The organism is Labrenzia sp. OB1 (assembly GCF_001624695.1).
Lineage (GTDB): Bacteria > Pseudomonadota > Alphaproteobacteria > Rhizobiales > Stappiaceae > Roseibium.
The window spans coordinates 1-25650 of record NZ_JSEP01000008.1 but is presented as its reverse complement, the minus strand read 5'-3'; the positions used below and the strand labels follow the sequence as shown (position 1 = coordinate 25650).

General features: G+C 58.4%; 24 protein-coding genes. 8 read left to right on the top strand and 16 right to left on the bottom strand.

Annotated elements, in window-relative coordinates; genetic code table 11:
* Nucleotides 1-13: 13 nt before the first annotated feature.
* The 8 genes from OA90_RS12395 (at nucleotide 14) to OA90_RS12360 (ending at nucleotide 9097) form a co-directional block, all read left to right on the top strand.
* Nucleotides 14-1561: an ABC transporter ATP-binding protein gene (locus OA90_RS12395; protein WP_068411665.1), complete on the top strand. Its 1548-nt coding sequence runs from the start codon at nucleotides 14-16 to the stop codon at nucleotides 1559-1561.
* Nucleotides 1561-2649: an ABC transporter permease gene (locus OA90_RS12390; protein ID WP_068411662.1), complete on the top strand. Its 1089-nt coding sequence runs from the start codon at nucleotides 1561-1563 to the stop codon at nucleotides 2647-2649. The genes OA90_RS12395 and OA90_RS12390 overlap by 1 nt, the downstream gene beginning before the upstream one ends.
* Entirely contained in the window at nucleotides 2642-3559 is a 918-nt protein-coding gene (locus OA90_RS12385; protein ID WP_068411659.1) for an ABC transporter permease, read from the top strand. Before OA90_RS12390 ends, OA90_RS12385 begins: the two co-directional genes overlap by 8 nt.
* 100 nt (nucleotides 3560-3659) lie before the next feature.
* On the top strand, nucleotides 3660-4724 hold the full coding sequence (locus OA90_RS12380; protein WP_068412285.1) for a BMP family ABC transporter substrate-binding protein: 1065 nt from the start codon (nucleotides 3660-3662) through the stop codon (nucleotides 4722-4724).
* Between the two features lie 73 nt (nucleotides 4725-4797).
* Nucleotides 4798-5979: a urate hydroxylase PuuD gene (locus OA90_RS12375; protein ID WP_068411656.1), complete on the top strand. Its 1182-nt coding sequence runs from the start codon at nucleotides 4798-4800 to the stop codon at nucleotides 5977-5979.
* A 36-nt stretch (nucleotides 5980-6015) separates the two neighbouring features.
* Entirely contained in the window at nucleotides 6016-6501 is a 486-nt protein-coding gene (uraD, locus tag OA90_RS12370; RefSeq protein WP_156510474.1) for a 2-oxo-4-hydroxy-4-carboxy-5-ureidoimidazoline decarboxylase, read from the top strand.
* A 143-nt stretch (nucleotides 6502-6644) separates the two neighbouring features.
* The gene (locus OA90_RS12365; RefSeq protein ID WP_199823692.1) at nucleotides 6645-7133 is read left to right on the top strand and encodes a molybdopterin-dependent oxidoreductase; all 489 of its coding nucleotides are present in this window, start codon (nucleotides 6645-6647) and stop codon (nucleotides 7131-7133) included.
* A gap of 11 nt (nucleotides 7134-7144) precedes the next feature.
* Complete coding sequence (locus OA90_RS12360; RefSeq protein ID WP_068411650.1) at nucleotides 7145-9097, top strand: bifunctional diguanylate cyclase/phosphodiesterase; 1953 nt, start codon at nucleotides 7145-7147, stop codon at nucleotides 9095-9097.
* A 140-nt stretch (nucleotides 9098-9237) separates the two neighbouring features.
* On the opposite strand, the gene OA90_RS12355 is transcribed toward OA90_RS12360, so the two are convergent.
* The 16 genes from OA90_RS12355 to OA90_RS12280 all read right to left on the bottom strand — a co-directional run.
* The gene (locus OA90_RS12355) at nucleotides 9238-9702 is read right to left on the bottom strand and encodes a hypothetical protein (RefSeq protein WP_068411647.1); all 465 of its coding nucleotides are present in this window, start codon (nucleotides 9700-9702) and stop codon (nucleotides 9238-9240) included.
* A 4-nt stretch (nucleotides 9703-9706) separates the two neighbouring features.
* Entirely contained in the window at nucleotides 9707-10918 is a 1212-nt protein-coding gene (locus tag OA90_RS12350) for an agmatinase family protein (protein WP_068412277.1), read from the bottom strand.
* 23 nt (nucleotides 10919-10941) lie between these two features.
* Entirely contained in the window at nucleotides 10942-11781 is an 840-nt protein-coding gene (locus OA90_RS12345; RefSeq protein WP_082837010.1) for an ABC transporter ATP-binding protein, read from the bottom strand.
* The gene (locus OA90_RS12340; protein ID WP_068411644.1) at nucleotides 11778-12599 is read right to left on the bottom strand and encodes an ABC transporter permease; all 822 of its coding nucleotides are present in this window, start codon (nucleotides 12597-12599) and stop codon (nucleotides 11778-11780) included. Before OA90_RS12340 ends, OA90_RS12345 begins: the two co-directional genes overlap by 4 nt.
* Entirely contained in the window at nucleotides 12590-13297 is a 708-nt protein-coding gene (locus OA90_RS12335) for a hypothetical protein (protein ID WP_068411641.1), read from the bottom strand. Before OA90_RS12335 ends, OA90_RS12340 begins: the two co-directional genes overlap by 10 nt.
* The gene (locus OA90_RS12330; protein WP_068411639.1) at nucleotides 13284-14339 is read right to left on the bottom strand and encodes a 2-oxoglutarate and iron-dependent oxygenase domain-containing protein; all 1056 of its coding nucleotides are present in this window, start codon (nucleotides 14337-14339) and stop codon (nucleotides 13284-13286) included. Before OA90_RS12330 ends, OA90_RS12335 begins: the two co-directional genes overlap by 14 nt.
* Before the next feature lie 85 nt (nucleotides 14340-14424).
* Nucleotides 14425-15492: a putative urea ABC transporter substrate-binding protein gene (locus OA90_RS12325; RefSeq protein ID WP_208986119.1), complete on the bottom strand. Its 1068-nt coding sequence runs from the start codon at nucleotides 15490-15492 to the stop codon at nucleotides 14425-14427.
* A gap of 474 nt (nucleotides 15493-15966) precedes the next feature.
* Nucleotides 15967-16152 (bottom strand): hypothetical protein, encoded by a 186-nt coding sequence (locus tag OA90_RS12320; RefSeq protein ID WP_068411633.1) that lies wholly within the window; start codon nucleotides 16150-16152, stop codon nucleotides 15967-15969.
* Nucleotides 16153-16227: 75 nt separating this feature from the next.
* On the bottom strand, nucleotides 16228-17121 hold the full coding sequence (locus tag OA90_RS12315) for an XdhC/CoxI family protein (RefSeq protein WP_068411631.1): 894 nt from the start codon (nucleotides 17119-17121) through the stop codon (nucleotides 16228-16230).
* A gap of 18 nt (nucleotides 17122-17139) precedes the next feature.
* On the bottom strand, nucleotides 17140-18339 hold the full coding sequence (locus OA90_RS12310) for a VWA domain-containing protein (protein WP_068411628.1): 1200 nt from the start codon (nucleotides 18337-18339) through the stop codon (nucleotides 17140-17142).
* Between the two features lie 4 nt (nucleotides 18340-18343).
* Complete coding sequence (locus OA90_RS12305) at nucleotides 18344-19225, bottom strand: MoxR family ATPase (RefSeq protein ID WP_068411625.1); 882 nt, start codon at nucleotides 19223-19225, stop codon at nucleotides 18344-18346.
* A 222-nt stretch (nucleotides 19226-19447) separates the two neighbouring features.
* Nucleotides 19448-21868, bottom strand: coding sequence for an aerobic carbon-monoxide dehydrogenase large subunit (locus OA90_RS12300; RefSeq protein WP_068411622.1), 2421 nt, complete (start codon nucleotides 21866-21868; stop codon nucleotides 19448-19450).
* Nucleotides 21865-22365, bottom strand: coding sequence for a (2Fe-2S)-binding protein (locus tag OA90_RS12295; RefSeq protein WP_068412275.1), 501 nt, complete (start codon nucleotides 22363-22365; stop codon nucleotides 21865-21867). Before OA90_RS12295 ends, OA90_RS12300 begins: the two co-directional genes overlap by 4 nt.
* A gap of 33 nt (nucleotides 22366-22398) precedes the next feature.
* On the bottom strand, nucleotides 22399-23265 hold the full coding sequence (locus OA90_RS12290) for a xanthine dehydrogenase family protein subunit M (protein WP_068411619.1): 867 nt from the start codon (nucleotides 23263-23265) through the stop codon (nucleotides 22399-22401).
* Between the two features lie 421 nt (nucleotides 23266-23686).
* On the bottom strand, nucleotides 23687-24928 hold the full coding sequence (locus OA90_RS12285; RefSeq protein WP_068411617.1) for an MHYT domain-containing protein: 1242 nt from the start codon (nucleotides 24926-24928) through the stop codon (nucleotides 23687-23689).
* A 443-nt stretch (nucleotides 24929-25371) separates the two neighbouring features.
* On the bottom strand, nucleotides 25372-25650 hold a 279-nt coding region (locus OA90_RS12280), incomplete at its 5' end, for a transposase (protein WP_199823691.1).

Below are 25650 nucleotides of genomic sequence, written 5' to 3'. Positions count from 1 at the left end.
GGCAGACACTCACATGGTTCAGCAAACGAGATCCGGTATGGACGTGCTGCTGGACGCTAGAGGACTGACCAAGCGCTTCGGCGACATTCTTGCCAACGACAAGGTGGATCTTGTCATAAACAAGGGTGAGATCCACGCCCTCCTGGGCGAGAACGGCGCGGGCAAATCCACACTGGTCAAGATGTTCTACGGCTCCCTGGAACCGGATGGTGGTGAAATCCTGTGGCAGGGACAAAAGGTCAGCATCGGCAATCCCGCCGCGGCACGCGAACTCGGCATCGGTATGGTCTTTCAGCATTTCTCGCTGTTCGAGGCACTGACCGTTGTCGAAAACATCGCTCTTGCCCTGCCGAACCCGGGCAAGATGACGGAGCTTGCAACGCGGATTGAATCCGTTTCGGTTGACTACGGCCTGCCGCTCAATCCAACCGATATCGTCGCGGATTTGCCGGTGGGTATCCGTCAGCGCATCGAGATTGTCCGCTGTCTCCTCCAGGAACCGCAGCTCATCATCATGGACGAACCGACCTCCGTTCTCACACCCCAGGAAGCGGACCTCCTGTTTTTGACGTTGCAGCGCCTGGCAAGCGAAGGCTGTGCTGTCCTTTACATCAGTCACAGGCTGGAAGAGGTCCAGCGGATCTGCCATCACGCAACCATACTTCGGCACGGCAAGGTCGTGAGCGAATGCAATCCGGCGAATGAGACCCCGGCGACCCTGGCAAGCATGATGGTCGGAGCCGATGTGGCGAGCGTCAGTGCCGGTGCCCAGAAGCCGCAGGTTGGCGAGATCCGGCTTGAACTGAGCAACCTCTCCGCAAAAGCGGCTACCCCGTTCGCAACCGCGCTGAACAGCATATCGCTTGGACTCCATGCGGGCGAAGTCGTGGCGATCGCAGGCGTTGCCGGAAACGGACAGGGAGAACTCTTCGACGCCATATCCGGCGAAATGCCTGTATCGCAGGAGATGGTGCGCATCGACGGAAAGTCCTGCGGCTCCAGAAGCATCACCTGGCGGCGCAGACAGAAGGCGGCTTTCGTGCCAGAGGAACGTCTGGGCCATGGAGCCGTGCCGGGCCTGAAACTGTCTCAGAATATCGTACTGACCCGCCACGCCACCGGCGACAAGCTCACCGGTAGCGGCTTCGTGTCTACTGCCCGGGCCAATGCGCTGGAGAAACACATCAAACAGGAATTCGATGTGCGCATGTCCCATGACGATCCGGAGGCACGCTCCCTGTCGGGTGGCAACCTTCAAAAATTCGTCGTCGGCCGGGAACTGGACCGCCAGCCAGGAGTGCTTGTGGTCAATCAGCCGACCTGGGGGGTCGACGCGGGTGCAGCCGCCCTGATCCGCCAGGCGTTGATCGATCTTGCCAGATCAGGCTCCGCCGTTCTGGTGATCAGTCAGGATCTCGATGAAATTTTCGAAATTGCCGACCGGATCGCCGTGATATCAAGAGGTTACCTGTCTGCCGCCGAACCTGCGGCGGATATGAATCGGGAGCGTGTCGGCCTTCTCATGGCCGGCGGCGCCGAAGCGCAGGGGGAGGTGGCCTGATGCGCCTGGAACTGGTCAAGAGAAAAGAACGCAGCCACAAGATGGCGATGCTTTCGCCGATAATCGCCATCGGCCTGACTGCCCTGGCAGCAGCGATTATCTTCGCCGTTTCCGGTCACAATCCGCTTGAAGGACTCTACAAGTTTTTTGTCGAACCCCTCACGCAACAATGGTCCCTGCAGGCAACAATTGCCAAGGCGACGCCCCTGGTGCTGATCGGTTGCGGATTGGCCGTTTGTTATCTTTCAAACAACTGGAACATCGGCGCGGAGGGGCAGTTTATCGTCGGAGCCCTTTTCGGGTCCGCTCTACCGATCCTGCTTCCCGATTTCGAATCCGGTGCAACGCTGCCGCTCATGCTGGTGTTCGGTGCCTTGGGCGGCGCTCTCTGGGCTCTGATCCCGGCCGTGCTCAAGAACTGGTTCAACACGAACGAGATCCTGACGAGCCTGATGCTGGTCTATGTGGCAAGCCTGATGTTGGATTATCTCGTGCGCGGGCCCTGGCGCGATCCCGATGGCTACAATTTTCCGGAATCGCGGATGTTTTCAGACGCCGCGACCATGCCGGACGTCTTCGGCGGCACAATGAGCCTGTCGACGCCGATCACCATCGTCATTGCGCTTATTCTGGCGGTCGTGCTTGCGAAAACCCTCAAGGGCTTCGAAATCAGGGTCATGGGTGAAAGCCCCCGCGCCGGCAGCTTCGCCGGTTTCTCGGCAAAGCGCCTGACGTTGTTTTCCTTTGCCCTTGCGGGTGGTCTTGCGGGCCTTGCCGGAACCATGGAGGTGTCCGGCGGTCTCAACCAGCTCCTTCCGACCATATCGCCGGGCTACGGCTTCACGGCAATTATTGTCGCCTTTCTGGGGCGGTTGAATCCGATCGGCATCATTATCGCGGGCTTTGTGCTGGCCCTTTCCTATATCGGCGGCGAGGGCGTGCAATCCGCCATGGGAGTATCCAACAAGATCGCAAGCGTGATCCAGGGATTGCTGCTGTTCTTCGTTCTCGCCTGCGACACCCTCATCCTCTACCGCATCCGGTTGGTCTCGCATCATGCGCCAGCAGGGGAGACATCCCATGTTTGAAGCTGTTCTACTCACTGTCATTACGGCGGCAACGCCTCTGCTGATCGCAGCCGTCGGTGAACTGGTCGTTGAACGCTCCGGCGTACTGAACCTTGGCGTTGAGGGCATGATGATCATGGGCGCCGTTGTCGGTTTCGCGGTTGCCAACCAGACGGGATCCGGCGCACTCGGCGTGGTCGCGGCAATAGCTGCAGGAATGGCGATGTCGGTGCTGTTTGGTTTCCTTGTCCTGTCCCTGGTGGCCAATCAGGTGGCAACCGGCCTGGCCCTGACCATCCTCGGCGTCGGATTTTCCGGCCTGATCGGAGAGGCTTTCATCGGTGTGCCCGGGTTGAAAATTCCCAGCCTCTACATTCCGGGCCTGTCGGACATACCGTTCATCGGTCCGGTCTTCTTTCAGCAGGACGCAATCGTCTATCTCGGTTTCGCGTTGGTTGCCGGTGTTGCCTATACGTTGTTCCGGACCCGTATCGGGCTGGTCCTGCGCGCGGTCGGCGACAATCACGCCTCGGCGCACGCGCTCGGTTATTCCGTGATCAAGGTGCGCTTCATGGCGGTGCTTTTCGGGGGCGCATGCGCCGGTCTTGCCGGAGCCTACATGTCGCTTGCCTATACACCGCAATGGGTGGAAAACATGACCGCGGGCAGGGGCTGGATTGCGCTTGCGCTGGTGGTATTTTCATCGTGGCTGCCGTTGCGCGTGGTTGCCGGTGCCTATCTGTTCGGCGCTGTCAGCGTTCTCAACCTTCATGCACAGGCCCATGAGATGTTGAATATCCCGTCGCAATTGCTCTCCAGTCTGCCGTATCTTGCGACGATCCTGGTTCTTGTGCTCATCTCGGCGAACCGCAGGCTGACGCTGGTCAACACACCGGCCTGTCTTGGCAAGCCGTTTGTTCCAGACCGGTAAACCTCCCGGTAGCCGGTCACGTCCAAATCCCGCTGCGATCCGGGAACGGACTCATCACCTGATCGCAACAGAAAGTTCAAACAAGAGGGGAATGAACCAAATGAAATCTCTTTTGAAAGCAACCGTCGCCGCTTTCGCCCTGGTGGCCGCAGGGTCCGCGGCGAGTGCTGCCGATGTAAAGGCCTGCTTCATCTATGTCGGACCGGTCGGCGACTTCGGCTGGTCCTACCAGCATGATCAGGGCCGTCTTGCCGTTGAAGCGGAATTTGGCGACAAGGTCGAGACCGCCTATCTGGAAAGCGTTCCGGAAGGTCCGGATGCCGAACGCGCCATCGAACGCTTCGCCCGCGAAGGCTGCAACATCATCTTTACGACGTCCTTCGGCTACATGAACCAGACAATCAAGGTCGCCAAGAAGTTTCCGGACGTGAAATTCGAGCACGCAACCGGGTACAAGACGGCCGACAATGTCGCGACCTACAATTCCAAGTTCCACCAGGGCCGCTACATCATCGGCCAGATCGCGGCAAAACAGTCCAAGACCGGTGTTGCCGGCTACATCGCTTCCTTCCCGATTCCGGAAGTTGTCGCCGGGATCAACGCCTTCCTGCTTGGCGCACAGTCCGTCAATCCGGACTTCAAGCTAAAAGTCGTCTGGGTCAACACCTGGTTCGATCCGGGCAAGGAAGCGGATGCCGCCAAAGCGCTCGTTGACCAGGGTGCCGACATCATCACCCAGCACACCGATTCCACGGCACCGCTGCAGGTTGCTCAGGAGCGGGGTGTTCATGGCTTCGGTCAGGCTTCCGACATGATCAATTTCGCCAAGGACGCTCAATACACCGCGATCATCGATGACTGGGCTCCCTACTACGTTGAGCGCGTTCAGGAGGTTCTCGACGGAACCTGGAAATCGGAAAGCACCTGGGACGGCCTGGCGGAAGGTCACGTCGTGATGGCGCCCTACACCAATCTGCCGGAAGACGTAGCCGAGATGGCGGAAGCCACCGAAGCCAAGATCAAGGGCGGTTGGGAGCCTTTCACCGGCCCGATCACCAAACAGGACGGATCGGTCGCGGCTGAAACCGGCGTCCCTCTCGATGACGGAGCAATCCTGGGCATGAACTGGTACGTCCAGGGTGTAGACGACCAGCTGCCGCAGTAAACTCAAGCACGCCGGTCCGGTTTTTTTTCCGGACCGGCACCTCCGAACCTCATTAAAGACGGACGCGCGACCCATGACCCTTGCCTTTGCAATGGACTGGCTGAACCTGCTTTTCAGATGGGCTCATCTCATTGTCGGCATCGGCTGGATAGGCACGTCCTTCTATTTCATCGCACTCGATCTCTCCCTGCGCAAAAGGGAAGGAATGAAGGAAGGCGTCCTGGGCACGGCCTGGGAAGTCCACGGCGGCGGTTTCTATCACGTCGAGAAATACATGACCGCGCCAAAGGAACTGCCCGATGACCTGATCTGGTACAAATGGGAAGCCTATCTGACCTGGGTGACCGGTTTCGCGCTTCTTGTCGTCCAGTATTACTTCAATGCCACGGCCTATCTGATCGACCCGAGCGTCTTGAGGCTCATGCCAAGTGAGGCCATCCTAATTTCCATCGCGTCTCTGGGCGCCGGCTGGCTCATCTATGACAAGCTTTGCAAGTCTCCCATCGGCAAGAATACGCCGCTGTTGTCGATTTGCGTCTTCGTCCTGATCCTCGGGGCCGCCTATATGTTCACCCACGTCTTTTCCGGACGTGGAGCACTGATCCATATCGGGGCCTTCATCGGCACCATCATGGCCGTGAATGTCTTCGGCGTGATCATTCCCAACCAGAAGAAGATCGCCGCGAGTCTGATGGCGGGCGAAGCGCCGGACCCTGCTCTTGGTGCCATCGGCAAGCAGCGTTCCGTGCACAACAACTACCTGACCCTGCCGGTTCTTCTGATGATGGTGTCCAATCACTATCCCATGCTGACGGGACATCCGCATGCGTGGCTTCTCGTGGCGCTGGTTCTCGTCATCGGCGGAATGGTGCGTCATTTCTTCAACCGGCATGACGCTGGTGACGAGCTGGGGAAATTCTGGTGGTCGCTTCCGATCGCCGCCGTCGCGACGATTGCCGCCATGGTCATGACAGCACCGCGCGACTTTTCCGGATCGCAAACGGTCAGCGACACGGCGGCGCTGCAAATAGCCCGGACCCATTGCGCAACCTGTCATTCCGCCCATCCGACCTATGAGGGCTTTGACGAAGCTCCCAAGGAAATCGAACTTGATACGATCGCGAACCTGCATCGTTACGCGGATCTCATCATGGCCCAGGCCGTGCAGTCCGACGCCATGCCGCTTGGAAATGAAACCGGAATGACATCCGAAGACCGGGCCACTTTGGGGGCCTGGATCAGTCAACAGAAATAGCGCTCAGCCATGATTGCCATCGACCGAATAAACAACATGGACCTCAAGGACTTCGTGGCCGCTTTCGGCGATGTTGCGGAACATTCTCCATGGGTCGCCGAAGACGCGTTCAGAAAGGCGCCGTTCGCCGACCGGGAGGCTGTGATAGCCGCGTTCGAAACAGCCATGAATGCAGCACCCGCAGACCGGAAAATTGCTCTGGTGCGCGCGCATCCAGACCTGGCCGGCAAGGCTGCACTCGCCGGTGAGGTTGCCGAAGATTCAAGACGCGAGCAGGCGGGAGCGGGATTGAACACTCTGTCTCGCGAAGAATTCGAGCGTTTCACGCAGCTCAATACACGCTACAAGACCAGGTTCGGGTTCCCCTTCATATTCGCGGTCAAGGGAGCAAACAAACATATGATCCTGGCTGCATTCGAAGACCGGGTCTCGAATTCATCGGAGGATGAACTGCAGACCGCGCTGACGCAGGTCGCGCGTATTTCCCGATTTCGACTTGAAGACAGAATAAGTAAAGACTGAAATATTAGTCTCACCTTAAATAGAATAGTTACCATTTAAACGTGAAGGGTTATTGATAAAATTAAGATTGGGGAGAGTTCCAATTTACGCACTTCATAGCCTACCGTAAAATACGGAAAATCAATTGACTGGGAGGGTCAATAGTGTTCCGGAATCTTACGGTTTTTCTGTTTTTTCTGATGCCGTTCAACCTTGTCTCCGCCGCCATGTCGCAGGATCAGGACAAGACGATCCTGTCAGTCTCAGGAAAGATTTCTACCGGTGATCCGGCGGAATTTTCAATCGGACAGCTGGAGGCGTTGCCACACTCCAGGATTGAGACCTCGACACCCTGGCATGATGGCAAGGTAACGTTTGAAGGCGTTCTGCTGAGCGACCTGATGAACCAGATTGGCGCGGAAGGCGAAAACGCCGAAATCACCGCCTTGAATGACTACCGGGCGGTCATTCCGGTTTCCGACTTCACATCGAGCAATCCTCTTCTGGCATACAAGGTGAATGGGCAATATCCGTCCATCCGCGACAAGGGGCCTTTGTTCATCATCTACCCCTTCGATGACTATCCGGAAATGAAAACCGAGATCTTCTACTCCCGTTCCGTCTGGCAAGTCAGATCCATCGTGATCGAGTGAGGGAGGGGGCAATGCCGCGCAATCAGACCTGGCACTGGGCCGTATTGTGCTTGTTCCTGATCGCGCTCTTCGTGTTCTGGACCTACTTTTACGCCTCGGATCCCCTGGAACGGGAACAGGTGAGGTCGCTGGAATACGATACCGTGTGGTCGGCGACCAACGGCCGCAACGAGTTTTACAAATACACCACAAGTGTTTCCAGATATCTCCAGTCCGGCAATCCGTCGTACCTGGACGATACGCTGTTGAAATACGAGATATTTCTGGGCCGGATAGACCTTTGGAATTCCGGGAGTTTCAAGGCATTTCTGGCGAAGTCCCCTGAATCGCGTGCAGCCTTCGAGGCTCTCTCAGCCGATCTGGAAGACCTTCACCCATATATGCGGTCCATCGAGACCGCCCCGGCCGAAGACTTGAACAGGATACTGGACGACATAGCGTCAGAAATTGAGACGATTGCAGGGACATCCTATCAAACCAGCATTCGGCGTTTCAGCGAGGAGAGGCTGGCCTCCCACGACAGGTTGATGACAGAGAAACGGATCGTCCTGGCTCTCCTGATGCTCGCAACGGTTCTGCTTGCAGTCGTCATGCGCCAGAACCGCGTCCTGACGCTCGCCAATGACACAATAGCCGGGGACGCCAAGCGGCTGACCTTCATGGCCAAGCATGATGCCCTGACGGCGCTGCCGAACCGGGCGTTGCTGAACGAATATATGACCAAAGCCAAGACACATCTGGCTTCCGACGAAATTCTGCTTGCCGTCGCGATCGACCTCGATGGGTTCAAGGGCATCAACGACACACTCGGACATGCGGGCGGAGACGCGCTTCTGGTCGCGTTGTCTCAACGACTGAAAGACTTCGTAACCAGGTTTCCCGGCAGAAACCTAGCAGCTCGTGTCGGCGGTGACGAATTCATCCTCGTCTTTCGCTCCCGCAGGGATGCCATAGACATCGAGACGACGATCCGTGTGCTCTCAAGCCAGTTCAGCACGCCCCTGGAAACCTCGATCGGCAGCATCCTTGCCGGCACATCGATGGGTTATGCCGTGGCCGACAGCAGGCAGGCAACAGGTTATGTCGTCCTGAACGCGGATGTCGCGCTGATGGAGGCAAAGGCGGCAGGACGCGGGACCGTGATGCAATTCGCGGAGCCCATGCGGACGCGACTGGAAAGAAGGTTGCAGATAGAACGGCATCTCCCCAACGCATTGCGCAATGCAACGATCCAGCCGCACTACCAGTTTCAGGTCAATTTCGACACCGGTGAGCCGATCGGAATGGAAGCGCTTGCCCGGTGGACCCACAGCGATATCGGCCTTGTGTCGCCTGAAGAATTCATCCCGATAGCGGAAGCCAGCGGCGACGTGATTGAACTTGGCAGGTTCATGCTGAGATCCGCCTGCCGTGACATCCAGCTTCTGCCCGACCACATTCACGTTTCCGTAAATCTGTCGATGATCCAATTGATGAACGACGATATCGTCCAACTCGTCAAGACGACTTTGCGGGAAACGGGCCTCCGGCCGGACAGGCTGAAACTGGAAATCACCGAAAGCGTGTTCATGCAGAACGTCGATTTTGTCTCCGGCGTTCTCAGAAGACTTCAGGACCTCGGTGTGTCCATCTCCCTCGATGACTTCGGAACAGGCTATTCCGCGCTGAGTTACCTGAACAAATTCAAGTGGGACGAACTGAAGATCGACCGGTCCTTTGTGACCGCCTGTGACGATTCAGCCAAGGCGCGCAAGGTCGTCAAGGTCATCAAATCGCTGGCGGACACGATGAATGTGACCCTTCTGATTGAGGGTGTGGAAACACGCGAACAGGTCGAAATTTTCAGAACACTCGGTTGTCTTTACGGGCAGGGGTACTTTTACAGCAAACCGAAACCGATCTTCGAAATCCGCCGGTTCTTCTGCGACCTGGAAGCACCTCTCAATGTGGCAGCCCTCACATGAACCCGGCCCTCTCCACGAGAAACCTGCCAGATGGTAGGGGGCGGCACAGCCCCGCCCAATCAGATCCGATTATACCAATCTCAACAAATAAGACCCTATTTGATGGCTTGGTATTAGGTCGGTCGGGCAGGGCGCATGCCTCATTGTGAAATGTCGCCCTGTGCAAGACGCTCTGTCAGAATATCGACGAGATCCACATCCGCCCTCCCTGTAAGAGAGACATAAGTAAATGTCATGCTTTCGCGCGCCTGAACCATGGCGCCAGGATAAGGCATGTAGACCAGTTCCCTGGACGCAAAGGCAGGCGAGGCCGTTCCAACCTGCCAGTTGCTGACGATACTGGCATCGACCAGATGCTGGGTCAGGCCATCCGCACCAGGCCGGTGAAACGGAATAGCCGCAAGACGCAAATAGCTTGTCTTGTCGTCAGCCGAGCGGAAGCCTTCGACAAAGCTTGCCGCGAGCGCCTGAATTTCTTCCGCCGCCTCCGCATCCGAGGTCCCGTGGACATGTGAATGCAGATGATCCGATCCGGCATGATTGTGACTGTGCGGATGCGCGTGATCATGCGGGTGGTGATGATGAGCGTGATGGTCGTGTCCCATGATCTCACATCACCTCCGGGCCGGCCGGAATCGAGACTGGCTTGTCGATGATATGCTTGTGCGCGCCCATCTTGCCGTGAGAGACCAGCGTGCCGAGCACATCCACAATCACACGGGTGGCAAGCAGCGCGGTAATGTCCGAACAGTCGTAAGGCGGAGAGACTTCCACCACCTCCAGGCCGCAAATACCTTCCTTGGCGACCAGGGATACGAGTTCCAGAGCCTCGCGTGGCAGGAACCCACCCGGTTCCGGCCACCCGGTTCCCGGAACGAACCCGCAATCGACGCTGTCGATATCGAAAGAAATATAGACCGCATCCGCATCTTTCCAGGCCAGTTCCAGCGCCCGGGCCGCGGTTTCCGCAAGTCCCAGTTCCTCCACGTCGCGCATGGTGAAGATATTGGTGTTGCGTTCGCGGGCAACCTCGACACCTTCGCGCGGCACCTGCCAGCCGCCAATGCCGATCTGAACCAGGTTCACCGCCGGGACATTGACAAGGTCCGTCGCATGGAACCACGGCGTCGTGTGCATGCGTTCGTCGAGATCCTTTTCCTGGATGTCGATATGCCTGTCGAAATGCACAATGCCGATACGTTTGGAGGTGCATTGCGCGATGCCACGCACGCAGGGAAAGCCGATGGAGTGATCGCCGCCGATCATGATAGGCAGCGCCCCAGACGACGCGACATGCGAAACCGCGCGGGTGATCTGATCGAAGGTCTTTTCGATGTTGGCGGGAATGGTGAAGATGTCGCCGACATCGCAAAGGGTCATCTGTTCGCGCAGATCAACGCCCATTTCGTAATTGTAGGGCGTGTAGAGCGCGGAGATCTTCCTGAGCCCCTGCGGTCCGAAACGCGTTCCCGGGCGGTAAGTCGTCCCGCCGTCGAAGGGAACACCTATGACAGCAGCATCATAAGCTCCAACCTGGGTGACGTCCTCGATGTATGGCGCCTTGAGGAACGTGTTGATGCCCGCGTAGTGGGGGAGCTCGCCACGTGCGAATGTCGGTATGGACTTGTCCGTCAGACAGTCGGAACCCGTCAGCCCCATACGCAGCGCCCAGGCCTTCTCCTTTTCCCAGGCTGCGGAGGGCAGGGTGCCTTCCTTTTCCGCCGCCTTCCAGCCGCGCAACTGAAGCTTGTCGAAATCCGGATGATGACGGTGTTCCGCCGGCTCACGCCGAACAGGTCCGGCAGCTTTGTGCCATGTCATCGGGCCGTTGCGATCAAACAGTGTCATGAACGTTCCTCATGAGGGTTTGGTGTTTGAAACCCCGAAGAGAGCGCAGTCTTCGGGACGTGGATGGTTCCCGCGATTTCATCACGCAACCGGTCAGATCTCTTCTCCGGTTCCGAAAGTGGCAAATCGTAGGTAATAGTGGCGCCATAGGCTTCGGGCGCCTGGAGGTCGTGTCGAACCTTGTCGAAGACGAGCAGGCGGGTGCCCAGCTTGAAGGCTTCATGGATGTCGTGGGTCACCATGAAAACCGTCATGCCGAATTCTTCCCAGAGCCCGAGCAGAAGTTCATGCATATCGAGCTTGATACCGGGATCGAGCGCGCCGAAGGGCTCATCGAGAAGCAGGATGCTGGGTTTCTTGACCAGTGCCTGAGCAATGGCGAGACGTTGTTGCATGCCGCCGGAAAGCTGCACGGCGTACCGGTTCGCGGCATGAGACAAACCGATCCGGTCAAGAAGGGCTTCCGTTTCGGCAAGCGCCTCTCTCCTCTGGGAACCGAACAAACGACCCGTGAACGGCGCTGCCTCGAATTCCGAAGCCAGCACAAGGTTCTCGGCGACCGTCAGATGCGGAAAAACCGAATAGCGCTGAAATACGATGCCACGATCGGGGGTAGGTTCCGGAGGGAGAGGGCGGCCTTCCAAGAGGATGTTACCCCGGCTCGGGTGTTCCTGAGACAACAGCATTCGCAGGAAGGTGGACTTTCCGCAGCCTGATGCGCCGACAATGGTGCAGAATGTCCCCCGGGCCACGTCGAGATTGACCCGTTCCAGAATGCGGGCATCGCCATAATTCTTGAACACGCTGTCTACCGAGATGATCGCGTCCGTGCTCACAGGCTGTCCCCCTCAAGATGCTTCCACCGGAAGGCGACACGTGAGAACACACGCAGCAGGTAATCCATGATGAACGCAAGCAGCGTTATCCAGGCGACATACGGCAGGATGATATCCATCGCCATGTAACGCCGGACCAGGAAAATCCGGTACCCCAAGCCCTCCGTCGAAGCGATGGCCTCGGCGGAAACAAGGAAGATCCACGCCGGAATAAGGCCGATCCGCAAGGCCATCACCACCGTGGGCAGAACTCCCGGAACGATGACCCGGGTCACGATCTGCCAACTGGACGCCCCCAGCGTTTCGGCCTTGATGATCATTTCCCGCGGTATGTCGAACGCCGCCTGGGTGATGTAGGGGATCATGCACGCTACGGTTCCAACCACGATCAAGCCGATCTTGGCGGCTTCTCCGAGACCGAGAATGATGAACAGGATCGGCAGGATCGTAATGGGAGGGATAAGGGAGAACGCGCCGACGAAGGGAGCCAACGCCGCCTTGCCGTAGGGCAGGGTTCCCATGGCAAGGCCGATGAGAAGCGCAAGCAGAGTTGAAATACCCAGCCCTGCACCGATCCTTGCCAGACTGGCAAATGTGTCCTTCCACAGCAGAAGCTCGCCATTTCGTCGATCCGGCTCGAACGCCATCTTCTCCATCGCATTGGCCATGGACTGAAGCGACGGCAGCAATCTGTCTGACGGGTTCTCGGCGAGCCGGGCCTGACTGGCGATGGTATAGACGATGATGAGGGCCAGAAAAGGCAGGAGGCCCAGCATCAATGCCGTCGCACGGCCCGGCTTGCGGTTGATCAGACGCATGTCGTCTCGCTTTCTGCAACAGTGAGCGCCTGGCCTTCCCGCCATGGATGGGTTGAGAGCCTTGTGATCCAGCCAGCTGGCGTACGCTCGCAAAGTGAAATCGCCAGACTGGCCTGCCACAGGAGATGTTCGCGGCCGCGGGCCGCCGTTTCGCAATAAAGATCGATCCCGTCCGGTGCGCCTTCGCGGGGGTTCACCTGGACACCCCAATCGCCGGATTGCAGGAAGATGCCGTCAATGAGGGCACAATCCGCCGGCGGAAGGCCTGGTGCCGGCTCGGACCCGGGCACCCGTTTCCAGTGTTCTGTGTAATCTTCCACAATGCCGGTTTCGATAATGAAATCCTCGTGCTCGAAACGCATCCGGGCGACATCGAGCGCGGTTCCGGGATTGAGATCGAACAGACGGGACCACGTACAGATCGAGCCTTCCACACGGGTAACGCCGCAGAAGCCTTCCTGCCCGGCGATAAAGGCCAACTGGTCGTCGTTGCATCCGTCGAGCGAAGTCACGCCGGAGAAATCCGGCCGGTCGTCGGGAATGCGCAGGTCCGCATGCCAAAGTGGCGTCTGGAGCCAATAGACCTCGGCCGGCCGGTCGTTCGTCAGGCTGCCGGCTCCGCGCCGCTCCAACAGGGTGCGATGCCACAATCCCTGCCAGTGCTGCGGCAACTCCATCATGCGCTCAAGCATCCGCATCGGCCTTCTGCCGGGCTTCCTGTCCGAACGAGGACAATTCCTTCGCTCCTTCGGGCAAACCGATTTCGCCGCGCTTCTGCTTTTCAATGAGATAGGTAAAGCTCTGCATGGTCTGCGCCAGAAGATGGTCCCCCGCCTTGATCGGCCCGAAGTTGGGCTTTTCATTCTCCGCTACGAACGCGGGCAGGGGCTCCACCACGGTGTCGTAGTCGCAGGCGAAGAACAGCGGGAAGGAATAGCGCTCTTCCTTGACCTTGCGGACCCGGTGGGACGTGGCGACGAAACGACCGTTGGTCCAGACCTCCATCATGTCGCCGATATTGACGACATAGGCGTCGGGCAGGAGAGGAACGTCGATCCAGTCCCCCGCGCCGTTCATGACCTCCAGACCGGGGGCGGTCGGCAAAAGAAGCGTGAAGCACTCGTAATCGGTGTGCGCCCCGATGCCAGGACTGTCGCTCGCTTGAGAATTGTATGGATAATGGAGAAGCCGGAGCTGGCTCGGCGGGCAGGTGACGTATTTGTCGAAGAAGTCCTCTTCTTCTCCAAGCGCCAGAGCGAAGCCATGCAACAAATGGCGGCCAAGGTCGAAAACGGCTTCATAGTAGGTGCTGACCGAGGACTGGAAGCCGTCAAGCGCCGGCCACTGATTGGGCCCCAGGAACGGAGTGCCGGATTTCACCAGCGCGTGGTCCGACGGGATTTCCGGTCCCAGGTCGAGAGCCTCCTTCGTGTCGCCCTTGCCGTCCGCCATGACTTCTTCGCCAGGGGGGACATAACCGCGATGGTTCGCCGACTTTCCGATGTAGATCTCCATCTTCTCCTGTTCAGAGAGCGCGAAGAACTCTTTTGTCTGGTCGATGAGACCGCTGCGCACATCCCGCGAAACCCTGTGCCCGGTCACATAGAGAAACCCGACCTCCTGCGCGGCCTTGCCGAGTTCCATGGCGGCCGCAAGACGGTCCTGCCTGTTTGAAGAATAAAGTCCGGAAACATCCACGACTGGAAGTTCGGTGAAGGCCAGAGGCGATCTGGAAGCCATGAGGAACCCCGTATGATTGTGGTTCAGGAAGTACAAGAAGCGGCGGCACGGCGGCCATTCCAGCCGCGCCGCCCAACTGTCACGATCAGAGCGCGCCCTTGGCTGCCATCTCGACAAAGGAATTGTTGAAACGCAGTTTCACGTTGCTGCTGTCGCCGAACACCGAACCGTCGGCGAATTCGATGCCGACGAACTCCGCGGATTGAGCGCCTTCGCCCAGGATGCCGTGATCGAAGAGGAAGGTGGCGACGAACTTCATCGTCTCCTTCAGCTTGTCATCGCTGGTGAAGGCAAGCAGATCCTCCGGCTGGTAGAAAAGAGCGGTCGCCGCGAGCTGCGCCTTGTAGCCTTCAAGGTCGGTACCCGAGGCAGCTGCCATGGACTCAAGCGCCGCAGTGCCTTCCGGCGTATCCGACGCCATCAGGGCGAGACCCTCGAACCAGGCACCGGCAAGCGCCTTGCCGAGCGCAGGATTGTCCGCCAGCGTTTCCGTGTTGACCATCATCGCGTCGATGATTTCGCCCGGAATTTTCGAGCTGTCATAGACCATTTCGCCTTTTTTCGTTGCGAGAATTTCCGACAGCATCGGGTTCCAGGTCGCAACCGCCGTGATGTCCGCAGTGTCGTAGACCGCGACCATGTCCGCATCGGATGTATTGACCACGGTTATGTCCTTCTCGCTCAAACCGACGCTTTCCAGCGCGCGGGCGAGAAAATAGTGAGAGACGGACAGTTCGACGAGATTGACGTTCTGTCCCTTGATGGATGCGAGGTCGCCGCCATCCTTCAGGATCAGGCCGTCATTGCCGTTGGAATAATCGCCTGCGATCAAAACGGTCGTATCGACACCGCCACCGGAAGGAATTGACAGGGCATCCATGTTGGTCATCGCGCAAGCGTCGAATTCGCCAGCCGTGTACTGATTTATGGATTCAATGTAGTCGTTGAACTGGGTGATCTCGACGGTGATGTCGTATTTATCGGCCCATTTCTTCATGATTCCGGATTCGGAGATGTATCCCCAGGGCATCCAGCCGGCATAGATCGTCCAGCAGACCTTGAAGTCTTTCTTTTCTTCCGCCTGACTTGCGGACAATGACAGCGGCGACAAAAGCGCAGCGGCGAGGAGGGAAGCTTTGGCAATCGATTTCAGCATCTAGGCGCAACTCCTGTTATGAGCCCGGCCATGGAACGGCCTGGCTTGCGTCATCAGGTTCTTGCGCACGGCCGGGAGCAGGTTCGCGCGCGCGAAACCTCGTGCAGTTGTCTCCCGGGTTTTTATCCCGCCGTGTTACCGGACTATGTTGGCTTACACCCTCGTCCGGCTTGCACCTCTCGGTCCTGCGTCGTTTCCGACCGGATCCCTAGGCGCGCTGCACGTGAGTCATCAAGCAAGTGCGATGCCAGTTCGTAGAGGGAAGTATTTTCGGCAATTAGATCAATAAGATGGATCTGTCAGGAAATGTCACTTTAGCGAAGCCGTAAGTGCCGTGGTTAAAAAAACAGCATGTTCTGACCCTATATGTTCAAGGATCAGTCATGCCTATTCCGCGACCGGTTCCGGCTCAGACGTCCGACATCCCAGAGGCATGTCGGCACTGGTAATCATTTGTGGTCTTGAAAACAGCTAAGCTGCAAAGGAACAGATCTGCAGCAGCGGGGCCAGATGCGTTTCGCTGAGGCCCAGGCAACAGGAATGCGCCAGCAGCAGGAATGCCGTCAGCGCGGAACCGGTCCCAAGAGCAAGAAGCAGAGACGGGTCGCTGACCGCAGCCTGCAAAGCGTTTTCCCGCAAGATGTCAGAACGTTCCATATCATGTCCTCCAAATCGGCCGCGCGGCACCATCGGCACCCCAGCCTACGACCTGTTCGGTCTCATTGCCATTTTTCAGGTTTCAACAACCTGCGCATCTTCACTGTCCAGATCGTGTAGGCGCTGGTCTTTCCTTCGCAGCATCAGAAGTTCGGCCAGAATTGAAAGAGCGATCTCTTCCGGTGTAATCGCCCCTAGATCGAGACCGGCTGGTCCCTTGACGCGATCAAGGTCCTCGGGCGCTATCCCCTTGTCCTTCAGTTTTTCCTTGAGCGTTTCCAGCTTCCGCCGGCTGCCCACAAAGCCGATATGGCGCGCGGGCAACTTGAAGGTTTCTTCAAGCGCCGCCAGATCGCCGCGCCCCTGCGTTGAAACGACGACATATGTCTCCGCATTGCCCGGCTTAAAGCTGTCGAAGCCACCGGTCTTGTCGATACCGGCGGGAAAGGCATCGAGATCTTCCGGAAGAGCACAAACCGCAATGTCGAACCCTATGGTTCGCGCCTGTTGCGCCAATGCGACGGCGACCGGACTCGCCCCGTAAACAACAAGAACCGGGCGGGGCAGAACGGGTTCAATGAAGATGTCCATGGTCCCCTGACTTGGACACATGTTTCTGGCGAACTGCACACCTTCACGCTCATCGCCCGGTTCGACACCGAGCTCGGCGAGCAGATCTCCCGGCTGGATGGAAATCAATCTGGTTTCCCTGTCGTCAAAGGCTGCCTTGGCGGCCCGCAGGACAGCGCCCCTGGCGCATCCGCCGCCGATCCAGCCTGCGACGATGGCGCCGTCCCGGTTTATGACGGCTTTCGCGCCTGCCTTCGCCGCGGTGACCGATATGGTGCGCACCACCGTGGCCAGCACAAAGGGTTCATTGTCATATTGCAGACGGCTCATCAGTTCCGACAGATCGACGCCGGACACAGGTTCGGATCTGGACGGTGTCACGGGCGCGGCATGTTTCATTTCAGCATCTCCCATGGGTCAAAGCTTCGCCAGATAAGGTTCAAGAGCTGCGAGACTGTCGAGATTATGTGCCGGGGCGAAGAGATCGACATGCGGCAGCGCTGCCTGCATGCCGCCCGTTGCCGGCGTGTAACCTTCCCAGCCGATCAACGGGTTGAGCCAGGCAATCCGGCGGCAGCGGCGTCTCAGCCGGGCCATTTCCTCCCCCAGGATTTCCGGCGCCCCCGTGTCGTAGCCGTCGGACAGGATCATTACGCAGGTTCGTGAGTGAATGACCCGGGCCGCGTGAAAGCGATTGAAATCCGCGAGGGCTTCGCCGATTTTCGTTCCGCCTCCGACGCCTTGAGCCATCAGCCCCATACGGTCGAGCGCCCGAGCCGCGTCCCGCTCTGACAGGGCGGAGGATACATGCACCAGACGCGTGTGGAACAGAAAAGCTTCCGCCTCACGGAAATTGTCCAGAATGCCGTGCACGAAGCGCGTGAAGACCCCGGTGTAGTTGTTCATGGATCCGGAGGCATCGAGCAGGATAACCAGCCTGAGCTGCCGGGACCGCGGACCCTTGTGGATCAGCTCGATCGGCGTGCCGCCATGGGCGATGGAATGACGGATCGTCCGGCGGAGATCGAGCCGGGGTCCCTTTCGTTTCTGTCGGTCCCTTCGGGTCAGCCGAACACGCATCGCGCGGGCCAGTTTTTCCGCAAGGTCATGGGCTTTTTCCAGAGCCTCGGGATCGTGAATGTTGCGGATGTCGACCTGACCCAGGTTCTCGGCGATGCTCGCGCCTTCCCGTCGGCCGGACGGCGTTTCGCCGGTGTCTTCATCCTCCTCACCGGGCTGGCGCTCGACATCCCCGGCAATCGTCTCCTGACGGTTGCCCTGGGCATCAACCAGTTCGCGAATTGTCTTTGTGCCCTTGCGCGTATTTGACCCGGTCACCTTGACCCCCGACTTCACACCGCGCCCTGTCCAGTAGGCATCGAAAATCTCGTCGAAACGCTGCCAGTCCGACAGGCGTCCGCAAAACAACGAGCGATAGGCAGCCTTCAAGCTGCCCGAACGGTTCATGACCGGTGTATTGAGCAATCGAAGCGCATCATTCGTCTCTGCCAGCCCCACCTTGAAGCCGCTGTCGCGCAGAGAACGGACAAACCCGGCCAGCCGATACCGCAGTACGGCACCGATATCCTCGGCAGTGTCCAGGGTCAGGGCGGTCATCGCGTCACGCCACCTTTCCCAAAAGCCGGTCTGTAACTTCGGGAGAAACGCGGGCGCGGTCTTCGCGGGTCTTCAGGACACAGGCAAGCGCATCGAAGACAAGTTCGCGGCTGTCCTGCAGGTTTTTCGCGCCGAGCCCCAAAAGAGCGGCCGCCCAGTCGATGGTCTCGGCAACACCTGGCACCTTCGCCAGATCCTCCTTGCGCAGCTTTCCCATGAGTTCAGCAATCTGCAGGGCAAGCGCTGCGTCAAGCCCGTCGACCCGTGACAACAGGATCCGTGCCTCCCGGTCCGGTGTCGGATAGTCGACATAATGATAAAGGCAGCGCCGGCGCAGAGCGTCCGACAGCTCACGCGTCCCGTTGGAGGTCAGCACAACGCGTGGAATTGAGATCGCAGGAACCGTGCCGAGTTCCGGTATCGACACCTGATAGTCCGACAGGATCTCCAGCAGAAAAGCTTCGAACTCTTCATCCGCCCGGTCGATCTCGTCAATCAGAAGAACTGGAGCCCGATCTTGCCGGATGGCGGCCAACAGCGGGCGCTCGAGAAGATATTTTTCGGAAAAGACCGCTTCTTCCACGGTTTCGGCATCCTCGCCGGAACCTTCCCGCGCCTTGATTGCGAGAATCTGGCGCTGATAGTTCCATTCATAGATGGCATCGGAGCGATCGAGCCCTTCGTAGCACTGAAGCCTGATAAGTGCCGTGTTTTCAAGCTTGGCCAGTGCCTTGGCAACCTCGGTCTTGCCGACGCCAGCCTCGCCTTCCAGCAAGAGCGGACGATCCAGCATTTCGCTCAGAAGAAGGGTCGTCGCCAGTCCCTCATCGGCGACATAACCCGTTTGCGCCAAAGCGTTTGCCAATTGTTCCCTGGTCTTCGTCATAAGGCCCGTTCTCTTCAACCTCCCGCTTCATCATCCCCGGACTTGAACCGGCAATCCATGCAGTGTTTCCGCCGGATCTGACCCGTTTGCCTTCATTCCGGAGCGGTGGCACCCCGATATGCTGGATCCAGGGGAGGACGGGGCAGGAGAGGTCCTGATACGAAACCTCTCCTGAAAGTAAGTTTGGTGTGGCGTGGTGTGGTGTGGACCGCCACTCCTCATTCAGCCGTGCGCACCAAGATCCTTGGCAGCCTGCCAGATCCGCCAGGCGTCATGCGGCATCTGGATATGTGTGCTGCCCAGGAACTGGAACGCATCGTTCACGGCGTTGGAAAAGGCCGGAACGCCGCCGACATTCGGGCTTTCGCCCACACCCTTGGCCCCAATCGGATGATGCGGACTTGGCGTGACGGTGTGATCGGTTTCCCAATGCGGTGTTTCCACCGCTGTCGGGATAAAGAAATCCATGAAGGACGCGCCCATCACGTTACCGATCTCGTCGTAGCGGATTTCCTGTCCCATCGCGATGGCGAATGCCTCGGTCAGGCCGCCATGAACCTGTCCCTCGATGATCATCGGGTTGATCCGTGTGCCGCAATCGTCCAGCGCGTAGAAACGCCGGGTTTTGGCGACACCGGTATCGACATCGATATCCATGACGCAGAAGTAGGCGCCGAAGGGATAGGTCATGTTTGGCGGATCGTAGTAACTCACCGCTTCCAGACCCGGTTCCATACCGGGAGGCGGGGCGTGATAGGCCGCCCAGGCAATCTCCTTCATGGATTTGCGCGCTTGCGGATTGCCCTTCACCTGGAAACCGTCAATGTCCCAATCCAGGTCGTATTCGGACACTTCCAGCATATGCGCGGCAATCATCTGCGCCTTGTTCCGGATCTTGCGCGCGGCGAGGGCGATGGCGGCGCCGGCAACAGGCGTCGAACGGGATCCGTAGGTACCCAGTCCGTAAGGAGCCGTGTCCGTATTGCCTTCCTCGACCATGATGTCCGCGGCCGGAATGCCGATCTCCGTTGCAATGATCTGCGCCCAGGTGGTCTCGTGCCCCTGGCCCTGGGACTTGGTGCCCATACGCGAAATCACAGAACCGGTCGGATGCACGCGGATTTCCGCGCTGTCGAACATGGCCACTCCAAGGATATCGCAGTTCTTCGAAGGCCCGGCACCGACGATCTCGGTGAAGAAGGAAACTCCGATTCCCATGATTTCGCGGGTTTCCCCACGCCTGAAGGCTTCCTGTTTGGCCTTTTGCTCGGCCCGCAGTTCGCGGTAGCCGATCGTGTCCATCGCCTTGTGCATGGCGGTGTGGTAGTCGCCGCTGTCATATTCCCAGCCGAGCGCCGACTGATAGGGAAACTGTTCCGGCTTGACGAAATTCTTGATGCGCAGGTCCGCCGGATCCATGCTCAATTTCTGCGCCAGAATATCCATCGCCCGCTCGATGCAATAGGCAGCTTCCGTCACACGGAAAGAACACCGGTAGGCGACGCCTCCGGGCGCCTTGTTGGTATAGACGCCGTCGACTTCCAGATGCGCCGCCGGAAAGTCATAGGACCCCGTGACGATGTTGAAGAACCCGGCCGGCCATTTGGAGGGATCGGCACAGGCGTCGAATCCGCCATGATCGGCAAGAACATGAACCTTCAGACCGGTGACCGTACCGTCGTTCTTCGCCGCAATTTGCGCAGTCATGTGATAATCGCGGGCGAACGAGGTGGTGGAGAGGTTCTCCATCCTGTCCTCAACCCATTTGATCGGCACACCGGTGACGATCGAGGCAACGATGGAACAGATATAGCCCGGATAGGCGCCCACCTTGTTGCCGAACCCTCCGCCGATATCCGGCGCAATCACGTGGATCTTGTGCTCCGGAATGGTCGACAGGAGGGAAGCCACCGTGCGGATCACATGCGGCGCCTGAAAAGTTCCCCAGACCGTCAGCTCACCATTGACCTTGTCCATGGAGGCAACGCATTGGCAGGTCTCCAGAGGGGAGGGATGCGTACGGTGGTAGGAAATCATCTCCTTGATGGTGACATCCGCCTCGGCGAAAGCCCTGGACGTCTCGTCCTTGTCTCCGACTTCCCAGGTAAAGATGTGATTGTGGTGCTTGCGCGGACCGTGCGCGCCCTCGGTCTTGCCGTCGAGATCGGGACGAAGGACCGGCGCATCGGCATCCATGGACTTGAAGGGATCGACCAGAACGGGAAGCTCTTCGTATTCGACTTCGACAAGCTGGATGGCGTCGTCGGCGATATAGCGGTTCTCAGCGACGACAAACGCCACTTCCTGGTTCTGGTAGAGCACCTTGCCGTCAGCCAGAACCATCTGCACATCACCGGCCAGCGTCGGCATCCAGGCCAGGTTGACGCCCTTGAGGTCCTCGGCAGTGAGCACCGCGATAACACCCGGCAGCTTCAGGGCTTCGCTCGCGTCGATCCTGGTGACCTTGGCGTGGGCATAGGGGGAGCGAACGAAATCTCCGAAGAGCATGCCCGGAAGTTTCAGGTCATCGACATAGTTGCCCTTGCCCTGGGTGAACCGGATGTCTTCAACGCGCTTGCGCTTGCAGCCCATGCCTTCAAGGGCGGCCTCGCGCTGTTCCCGTGTCGGGGTCATGTCGTTCATTCTGCAGCCTCCTGAAAATCAGTGCCGTTGAGCTTGGCCGCGGCATACTGGATGGCCTTGACGATGTTCTGGTAGCCGGTGCAGCGGCACAGGTTTCCCGAAATCCCCATACGGATTTCGTCTTCCGTCGGGTTCGGGTTTTCCTGCAAAAGCGTGTGGGCGCGCGTGATCATGCCCGGTGTGCAGAAGCCGCATTGCAACCCGTGCATCTGGCGGAACCCTTCCTGAAGCGCCGACAGTGTGCCGTCCGCATTGGCCATGCCTTCGATGGTGGTCAGCTCGGCATCATTCGCCTGAACTGCGAACAAAGTGCAGCTCTTCACCGACATGCCGTTCATCTCGACGGTGCAGGCACCGCAATGAGACGTTTCGCAACCGATATGCGGACCGGTCAGGTTCAGGTCTTCCCTGAGAAAATGGATAAGAAGCGTGCGCGGTTCCACGAAACGCTGCACCTTCTTGCCGTTGACGGTCATCGTGACCGGGATCTGCTCAATATCGCTCATCTTGTCTCTCCCTCAGTCCCGGTCTCAGCTTCTGGCCCGTTCAGCGGCGCGGGCAAGAGCGCGCTCCACCATGATCCCGGCCATTTTGGTGCGGTATTCCGCGGGTCCCCGGCCATCGGAGGCCGGCTGGGTGATGGCTTCGGCAGCCGCGACCGCGCGTTTGACCGTCTCTGCATCCAGTGTCGAACCGGTCAGGATCTGTCCCGCTTCGCTTGCGAACAGCGGCGTGTCGGCAACATTGGTAAGTGCGACAGAGCACGTGCCGACAGTTCCGCCGTTCATCGTCAGCACGATGGCCGCAGCAGCCGTGGCATAATCGCCAACCTTGCGTTTCAGCTTTTCATAGGCGTAGCCATGCCCCGCGGCGGGAACCGGAATTCGGACCGAGGTCAGAATTTCCTCAGGAGCAAGGGCGGTGAAATAGGCGGCCTCATAGAATGCACGCGCCGCGACCTGCCGCTCACCGTCCGGGCCCGTCAGAACGTAGGAGGCATCAAGGCACTGCATCAGGGCTGGCATGTCGTTGCCCGGATCACCGTTGGCGACATTGCCGCCGAGGGTGCCAACGTAACGGATCTGCGGATCCGCGATCAGCCGGGATGTTTCAGCAATGATCGGCAGTTTGGCGCTCAAAAGACCGGAATCGATAAGATCATGCTGGGTCGTCATGGCACCGATGGAGATGGTGTCGCCATCTTCCGAAATGCCCTTCAGGGTGGGAATGCCCCCAAGGTCTACAAGATGTTCGGGTGCTGCCATGCGAAGCTTCATCATCGGGATCAAGCTGTGTCCGCCTGACAGCGGGCGCGCCTCGTCTCCGTGGTTGGCCAGAATGGCGACTGCTTCGGCCACCGACGATGGCCGGTGATAGGTGAATTCACCAGGGATCACGTCTCTCTCCTCACTCAAACGCCCCTTGCAGGAAGGGTCGAAAACGGACTGCCGGCCCACTCAACCGGTTCGCGTACCAGGGCCGACGTTGCGCTGCCACCGAAGAGGCGACAGATTGTCACGTGAACCCAAGGGTGCGGAGATGTGCAGCGCACACTCAAGACGCCATGCACTAACAGCATGCTCGATTACACGGATTGCGGGATATTTCGCACGAAATGCGGTAGCTATACTGCCGTATTTTGCGATCGTTTTTGTGCTCATTCGCCGCAAGAATAAACAAATCAACGAATTACAGGTAAAAATGAGCGCGGCAGAATACCACTTTATGGTGTAGGTACTTTATGCGATTTCGCACGAACAGCGTCAAACCGGCCGTCCATCCGACGCGCGTTCCGATTGCCCGAACTAAAAAAGCTGTCTATTGCGCTGCAGCAGCATGTTCCTTGGGAGAGGCGTTTTCCGCAAGCGTCATCAGACGTGTCCTGACACGCGCCCATCTGGACCGGCTGACAGGAACCGTCAGTCCGTTCTCGCCGGCAAGAATGAGCACCCCTCCATCGCCTGCACGCTTGAAGCTGTCCACGTGCTGCAGATTGACGATATGACTGCGATGGACCCTGTTGAAGGTCTTGGGGTCGAGCTGCTGTTCGGCTTCGCTGATCGACAGCGGGCAGAAGAACTCCCGGTTGCCATCATATATTCTGGTGTAATGCGCATCGGCGTGAATAACGTGGATATCGGACACGCTGATCTGCGTCTTCTGACCGTCCCGCTCGATCGGCAGCATGCGCTTGGCCGATGGCGATGTCGTGCGCACAGGTACTGCCGCTGACTGCAAACCGGCGGCAGATTTGGCGGGCAGGGAAGGGGCAGCTTCAGTAGCTTCCAAAGCGTCGCCTGAAGCCTCAATTTCCGGCTGCCCCGGCTCGTTCTCCAGCCGATGCGTTTCATCGGTTTCCTGTGCCGGCACCAGTGCCAGAAGAAACAGTCCTGAGACGAGAAACGCCACGCAGGAGACAAGAATCGCCAGCATGCCGGGGCTTAGGGAGGGCGCCCGCAATGCCGTGGACGGCTGCAAAACATCAAAAGTCAGACCAGCCATCGCGGTGTAATGCATGGCCGATATGGCAAGGGCCAGCACCACAGCGGAAAAAACAATCGGCGGACGCCGTCCCAGCCCGAAAAGCAGCCACATGGCAAGCCCGGCGGCATTGAAAGCAATCAAAAAACTGGCGAGGATGTAGGATGGGTCATGCCTCATGAGGAGCGATTCATGCAGCGCATACATACCAAGGTAATGCATGGTGCAAATGCCGCTTCCCATCACAAAGGCAGACAGGCCAAGACGGACAGAAGTCAGGCGGCCGTTGCTCGCCGCGAAGACCGCTATGCCGACAACCAGCACGCAGACGAGAAAGGACAGAAGGGTCGGCAGAACCAGAAAATCGACCGCCACGGGCAACCGCGCCGCCAGCATGCCGACAAAGTGCATCGACCAGATCGCCAGCGCCAGCGTCAGCGCGGCACCGGCCAGAAGCAGCCGACGGCGCCGCACAACCGCCTGCCGGATCTGAACCACAAGGCTCAGCCCGACGAAACTTCCCTGAAAGGCCATCAAGAGCGATAGCGCGACGAGCCAAGGCTCGTGCGTCACTGACATGCCGACACTCTCCTCCCAAATGTCATGACATTCCGAAGCAGCGGAATCCTCTATGACAAATGATAGGCGAAACTCTCAGGAGCGGCAAATAGCGTTGCAGGGCCTTCACCGCAGAAACCTTGCTGACCACAAGACAATTGCGATCTAACACCGTCTGACTTTGCCGGATCGCGTAAATCGGCACCACGAGACAATGTGATCAAAAGCGATTTTTTTCCTATGAGACACCGTTGCGCAAAGCAGTCTGCGCTAGATTTCGGGAGAGCTACTTTCTCTGGAAAGAAATGTAAACATGTCCCGAACCTTGCCGAATTTCGGTTTATCTATTTCCAGAAACTCGTGCATGAATGTATCGACATCATCAGCAGCAAACGGCTTCTTTAGAAAGCCATTAATACCAATGAAGGACGCAGACCTTTCCAGGTAATACCAAACGACAAAATTCAGGACCGATGCGCCCAGTCACGCATTCCGATTGACATGATTTTCCATGGCTGATCGATGAGCGTGTTCCAGGCCCGGCAGCACAGGTCGACGATCTGGTCGTAGTCCTTGAAGACCCGGTTTGAGAGCCAGTTTTCTCGCATGTACTGCCATAGGTTTTCGACAGGATTGAGTTCGGGAGATCGGGGTGGCAAAGGCAAGAGTGTGATGTTGTCCGGGATGGCGAGCTTGTTTGACGTGTGCCATCCGGCCTGATCAAGGATGACCACGCCATGGGC

Excerpts from the sequence above, each read along its gene's own strand:
- OA90_RS12395 (WP_068411665.1), top strand. The coding sequence starts at position 14 with ATGGTTCAGCAAACGAGATCCGGTATGGACGTGCTGCTGGACGCTAGA.
- OA90_RS12390 (WP_068411662.1), top strand. The coding sequence starts at position 1,561 with ATGCGCCTGGAACTGGTCAAGAGAAAAGAACGCAGCCACAAGATGGCG.
- OA90_RS12385 (WP_068411659.1), top strand. The coding sequence starts at position 2,642 with ATGTTTGAAGCTGTTCTACTCACTGTCATTACGGCGGCAACGCCTCTG.
- OA90_RS12380 (WP_068412285.1), top strand. The coding sequence starts at position 3,660 with ATGAAATCTCTTTTGAAAGCAACCGTCGCCGCTTTCGCCCTGGTGGCC.
- OA90_RS12375 (WP_068411656.1), top strand. The coding sequence starts at position 4,798 with ATGACCCTTGCCTTTGCAATGGACTGGCTGAACCTGCTTTTCAGATGG.
- uraD (WP_156510474.1), top strand. The coding sequence starts at position 6,016 with ATGGACCTCAAGGACTTCGTGGCCGCTTTCGGCGATGTTGCGGAACAT.
- OA90_RS12360 (WP_068411650.1), top strand. The coding sequence starts at position 7,145 with ATGCCGCGCAATCAGACCTGGCACTGGGCCGTATTGTGCTTGTTCCTG.
- OA90_RS12355 (WP_068411647.1), bottom strand. The coding sequence starts at position 9,702 with ATGGGACACGACCATCACGCTCATCATCACCACCCGCATGATCACGCG.
- OA90_RS12350 (WP_068412277.1), bottom strand. The coding sequence starts at position 10,918 with ATGACATGGCACAAAGCTGCCGGACCTGTTCGGCGTGAGCCGGCGGAA.
- OA90_RS12340 (WP_068411644.1), bottom strand. The coding sequence starts at position 12,599 with ATGCGTCTGATCAACCGCAAGCCGGGCCGTGCGACGGCATTGATGCTG.
- OA90_RS12335 (WP_068411641.1), bottom strand. The coding sequence starts at position 13,297 with ATGCGGATGCTTGAGCGCATGATGGAGTTGCCGCAGCACTGGCAGGGA.
- OA90_RS12330 (WP_068411639.1), bottom strand. The coding sequence starts at position 14,339 with ATGGCTTCCAGATCGCCTCTGGCCTTCACCGAACTTCCAGTCGTGGAT.
- OA90_RS12320 (WP_068411633.1), bottom strand. The coding sequence starts at position 16,152 with ATGGAACGTTCTGACATCTTGCGGGAAAACGCTTTGCAGGCTGCGGTC.
- OA90_RS12315 (WP_068411631.1), bottom strand. The coding sequence starts at position 17,121 with ATGAAACATGCCGCGCCCGTGACACCGTCCAGATCCGAACCTGTGTCC.
- OA90_RS12310 (WP_068411628.1), bottom strand. The coding sequence starts at position 18,339 with ATGACCGCCCTGACCCTGGACACTGCCGAGGATATCGGTGCCGTACTG.
- OA90_RS12305 (WP_068411625.1), bottom strand. The coding sequence starts at position 19,225 with ATGACGAAGACCAGGGAACAATTGGCAAACGCTTTGGCGCAAACGGGT.
- OA90_RS12300 (WP_068411622.1), bottom strand. The coding sequence starts at position 21,868 with ATGAACGACATGACCCCGACACGGGAACAGCGCGAGGCCGCCCTTGAA.
- OA90_RS12285 (WP_068411617.1), bottom strand. The coding sequence starts at position 24,928 with ATGTCAGTGACGCACGAGCCTTGGCTCGTCGCGCTATCGCTCTTGATG.